The sequence below is a fragment of the Kitasatospora sp. NPDC093558 genome (genome assembly GCF_040683475.1).
In the GTDB taxonomy this organism is placed as follows: Bacteria; Actinomycetota; Actinomycetes; order Streptomycetales; family Streptomycetaceae; genus Kitasatospora.
Genome location: NZ_JBFBDY010000956.1, coordinates 1 through 1,962, shown reverse-complemented (window position 1 = coordinate 1,962; position 1,962 = coordinate 1). Strand labels below are relative to the sequence as shown.

Below are 1,962 nucleotides of genomic sequence, written 5' to 3'. Positions count from 1 at the left end.
GTTCCCGGCGGCCCGCCTGCCCGGCCGCTTCGCCGAGTGGTTCGCCCGCCGGATGCCCGGCGACCGGATGCTCTCCAACCGCTCCTACCTCGACTACCTGCGCGCGATGGGCGGCTTCACCGACGTCTACGACCGCGCCGAACAGGACTTCCTGGTCAGGGCGTTGCGCCACGACGTCCGGCAGGCCGAGGACTTCTACACCCGCGCCTACGGGGAGCAGCGGCCCGCGTGCATGACCGCGCCGATCCTGTGCGTGGTGGGGGAGAAGGACCGCGCCACGCAGCTGTACGAGGAGCGGTACGCCGAGTGGGAGCACTTCGGCGCCACCGTCGACCTCGCCGTGATCCCGCGCGCCGGGCACTACTTCCTCAAGCACCAGGCCGCCGAACTCGCCCGCGTGCTGGCCGGGTTCGCGGCCACCGGCGGCGTGGCCGAACAGGTCGCGACCAAGCGTCCGGCGGCCCGCGCCGAGCTCGCGACCTTCGCCAAGGTGGCGCTCGGCCAGTTCGTCTCGATGATCGGCACCAGCCTGTCCGGCTTCGCGCTCGGCGTCTGGGTCTACCAACAGACCGGCTCCGCCTTCGACTTCGCCCTCATCTCGGTCGTCGCGGTGCTGCCGGCCGTCCTGCTGCTGCCGATCGCGGGCGCGGTGGCGGACCGGGTGGACCGCCGCACGATCATGATCGTGACGGACACCGTCGCGGCGGCGGGCATGCTCGCGCTGGGCCTGCTCCACTGGACGGGCCTCCTCCACGTCTGGCACATCTACGTGGTGGCCTGCACCGGATCCGTCTGCACAGCCTTCCAACGGCCCGCCTACCTGGCCGCGATCACCCAGCTCGTGCCCAAGCGCTACCTCGGCCAGGCCAACGGCCTCGCCCAACTCGGCACCGGCGCGGGCGACATGATGGCCGTCCTGGCCGGCGGCGTACTGGTGTCGCTGATCGGCCTGCACGGCGTCGTCCTCTTCGACATGGCCACCTTCCTGACCGGTGTCACCTGCCTGCTGCTCGTCCGCTTCCCGGACGCGATGTTCGACCGGCAGGAGGAGCCGCTGCTGCGCGAGGTCGTCACCGGCTGGCGCTACATCGTCCGGCGGCACAGCCTCGTCGCGATGGTGGTCTTCTTCGTCGTGTTCAACTACCTGTTCGCGGTGGCCACCGTCCTCGTCACCCCGATGGTCCTCGCCGACGGCACCTCCGTCGAGCTCGGCGTCATCACCGCCGTCGGCGGCGTCGGCGCGATGACCGGCGGCCTCGTCATGGCCCTGTGGGGCGGCACCCGGCGGCGCGCCGTCGGCATGGTCGGCTTCACGTCGGTGGTCGGCCTGGCCGCCGTCGTCGCCGGCAGCGGACCGCACACCGCGCTCACCGCGGCCGGCCTGTTCGTGCTGTGGGCCGCGCTGATCATCCTCAACGCGCACTGGATGGCGCTCATCCAGACCAAGGTCGGCATGGAACTCCAGGGCCGCGTCCTCGCGACCAACCAGATGCTCGCCATGTCGATGATGCCGCTCGGCTTCCTCACCGCGGGGCCGCTCTCCGACCACGTCTTCGAGCCGCTCCTGCGCCCCGGCGGCGCGCTCGCCGACTCCGTCGGCCTGGTCCTCGGCACCGGCCCGGGCCGCGGCGCGGGCCTGCTGCTCGTCCTGGTCGGCGCGGTCATGGCGGTGTGGGGCCTGCTCGGCCTCGCGTACCGCCCGCTGCGGCTGCTGGAGGACCTGCTGCCCGACGCCGTGCCGGACGCCGAGATCGGCGACAAGGACGCCATCCAGGCCGAGGCCGACCGCCGCCTCGCCGCCCTGTCACGCCCGGCACCGCCGAGGCCGGCCCGGCGCGAGCCGGAGCCCGTCGAGGACCAGCCCGAGCCGGTCGGCGCCTCGCGGAGTTGAAGGTCCGGCGGAGATTGTGGGCCGGCAGACGTGATCTACCGGCACTGGTGTGAAGGACCGGCACGCGCGCT

At 72.7% G+C, this 1,962-nt stretch carries 1 protein-coding gene; it reads left to right on the top strand.

The features are described from left to right. Positions 1-1,891, top strand: a 1,891-nt coding sequence (locus AB0O00_RS37355) for an MFS transporter (RefSeq protein ID WP_363659143.1), incomplete at its 5' end; no start/stop codon positions are given. Positions 1,892-1,962 lie beyond the last annotated feature (71 nt).